The organism is Nocardia niwae NBRC 108934 = DSM 45340 (genome assembly GCF_001613465.1).
GTDB lineage: Bacteria > Actinomycetota > Actinomycetes > Mycobacteriales > Mycobacteriaceae > Nocardia > Nocardia niwae.
In genome coordinates, this window is record NZ_BDCK01000009.1 from 1 (window position 1) to 2,828 (window position 2,828).

The following is a 2,828-nucleotide window of genomic DNA, read 5'->3' on the forward strand; positions in this document are numbered from 1 at the left end:
GGGACGGCCGGATACCCCCACCCCCGTCCAAATCATCGGAGCCCCCCTCCCTGACTCGATCCGGCGGTAGTCAGGATTTTTTTTACGGCCGATTTTCGGGCGGGAATGGGGGCAGGGGTGGCCGAGCAGACCACCGGCGACCGCCTGCGGGCCGAGCTGGGCACCCCCGACGACCCGTACGCCCGTACGGTGCTGATCAACGAGGCCGCCCGCGTCGCCGACCGCCTCGACCGGCTCGCCGAACTGGTCGACGGCGAGGACAGCGTTTGGGCGACCCTGACGACCGCCCGCGACGGCGATATCGAGGTCCGAGTCGACGGCGCGCTCGTCGAGGCTCGCCAGCAAGCGAATACGCTGCGCCAGCTGCTCGCCGAGATCCGCCGCCAAGGGTCCAGTACCGACAACGGATATGACCCTCTCGACGATCTGTAGCGAGGACGTCGACGCTCGGTTCGCCGAGATCATCGCCGCGGAATGGCCGAATCTCACCGGGCGGCAGACACCCGAGGCGCTGCTCTACACGCCGGGCGATTTCGACCTCGGCATGCGCGCGGCGGCGCTCGGCAAGCTGTCGGCCTCGCGCATCCGCCCGATGCCGTGGCAACTGTGGTCGCTCGAACGGATCCTGGCTCGCAACCCCGATGGAACATGGACGCACCCCGAGTGCTGCCTGATCATCCCGCGCCAGGCGGGCAAGTCGACGGTCCTGATCCTGCGAGTGCTCTACGGGCTGTTCAAGCTCGGCGAAAACATCGTGTTCTCAGCGCACCAGTGGGAGACCGCAAAGGCACTGTGGAAACGCACGTGGGCGATAGTCAAGACAACGCCATGGATGGCGAAACGCGTCGAGTCGCACACCTGCTCGCAGGGCCGCGGCACCATCGTCCTCGCGTCCGGCGCGCAGGTGGTTTTCACCACTCGATCGGCACACGCTGGCCGCGGCCTGGATCGCATCGACCTCGAAATCTACGACGAGGCGTACGACCTCACCGAGGCTGACATGGCGGCGCTGTCGCCCACCAAGATGGCGGCCGACGACCCGCAGACGATCTACACCTCAAGCGCGGTCAACCAGGACGACCACCCGAACGGGCATGTCCTCGCATCGGTGCGCAGGCGGGGCCGGTCCGCCGACGAGCTGGGCTTGTTCTTCGCCGAATGGATGGACGACCACGGCAACCGCACCGATCCCGAAACCTGGCGGCTGGCGAACCCGTCCTACGGCGTGATCGCCACCGAGAAGAAACTCCGCGCCGAGCTCAAGAAGTTCTCGACACCGGCCGGGCGCAAAAGCTTCGACGTCGAGTACCTCGGCCGCGGGGACTGGCCGGCCGACTCGGAGGATCTGCCCGCGCTGATCCCGGACGAGCCATGGGGCCGGATGAGCGAGGCAGGAGTCGCAGTGCGTGGGCCGATCGCGATCGCAGTCGACATGACCCCTGATCTGCGCACCTGCTCGATCGGCGCGGCGACGTGGACGACGGCCGACCGGATCCGCGTCGAGCTCGGCTATCACGGCAGCGCCGCCGATGTGGTCGAGCGCATCGTCGATCTAGTCGAACGCTGGGACCCGTGCTGTTTGGTGATCAACGCGTCCTCGCCCGCGGCGAGCATCGTGCCGAAGCTGATACCGCTCGGGATCGAACCCGAGCTGACCTCGTCCACGCAGATGGCCGATGCCGTCGTCGGTCTGCTCGACGACGCCCTCGCTGAACGGCTCTCACACGCTGGGGACCCGCGAGTCGACCAGGCGCGGGAAACGACACAGACCAAGACGCTCCCGGGTGGCCGAGTCGTCCTCGACTACACCTCGGCCGGCGCGACCCGCATGCAGGTTCTCGCGGCCGCGCGCTGGGGCCTGCTCACGTTCGGCGCGCAGCTCGCGCCAGTGCAAATGCCAGTGCAGGCGGCAGAGGACTCGATGCCCGAGGACGAGCTCATGGTGATGGGTTTCTAGGAGGTGGCGACAGTGTCAATGCTCAATGAGATCGGTTACGCCACAGAGGGATACAGCACCGAAGGTGTCGGATTCTGGCAAGCAGCCGAGGAAACGCCCGAGCTGCGTTGGCCGCTGTGCACGCGCGTGTATCGCCGGATGGAGCGGCAGGACGCACAGATCACGTCTGTGATGCGGGCCGTGACGTTGCCCGTGAAGCGTACGAACTGGCGCATCGACCCCGCCGGAGCCCGGCCCGAGGTGGTCGCGCACATCGCGAACGACCTCGGCCTGCCGGTGGTGGGGCAGCCACCGAACCGTAGACGACGGCGGCGCGGCCGGTTCTCATGGGGAGAGCATCTCGCCGCGGCGCTGCTGTGCCTGCGATACGGGCACCAGTTCTTCGAGCCGGTATGGGATGTGGGCGACGATGACGGCCTGTACCACCTGCGCAAGCTCGGGCAGCGCCTCGCTGAGACTATCTCCGATATCGAGGTCGCACCGGACGGCGGACTCGTCTCGATCGAGCAATTCGGCTGGGGCGCAGGCGGCGCCGTGCGCATTCCGGTCGAGCGGCTCGTCGCGTACGTCGTCGACCGCGAGGGCGGCGACTGGACGGGGCAATCGCTGCTCCGGCCCGCGTATAAGCACTGGCTGATCAAAGACCGGCTGCTGCGAGTGCAGGCGCAGACCATCGAGCGCAACGGGATGGGTGTGCCGATCTATGAGGGCGGACCCAACGATGAGCAGCCCCAACTCGACCGCGGCACGAAACTGGCGCAGTCGTACAAGGCGGGCAACGCCAGCGGCGCCGCGATCCCGAACGGCGCGAAACTGCGACTGCTGGGCGTCGAGGGCAACCTGCCGGACGCACAGCCCGCCATCGACTACC

Annotated in this window: 3 protein-coding genes; all 3 read left to right on the plus strand. The window is 67.6% G+C overall.

Annotated elements, in window-relative coordinates; translation table 11 throughout:
* Positions 1 to 117 precede the first annotated feature (117 nt).
* Complete coding sequence (locus NNI01S_RS02755; protein ID WP_063017176.1) at positions 118 to 432, plus strand: hypothetical protein; 315 nt, start codon at positions 118 to 120, stop codon at positions 430 to 432.
* Positions 410 to 1,957: a terminase large subunit domain-containing protein gene (locus NNI01S_RS02760; protein WP_063017178.1), complete on the plus strand. Its 1,548-nt coding sequence runs from the start codon at positions 410 to 412 to the stop codon at positions 1,955 to 1,957. The genes NNI01S_RS02755 and NNI01S_RS02760 overlap by 23 nt, the downstream gene beginning before the upstream one ends.
* A gap of 18 nt (positions 1,958 to 1,975) precedes the next feature.
* Positions 1,976 to 2,828: phage portal protein family protein (locus NNI01S_RS02765; RefSeq protein ID WP_439956112.1), on the plus strand; the 853-nt coding region annotated here is incomplete at its 3' end.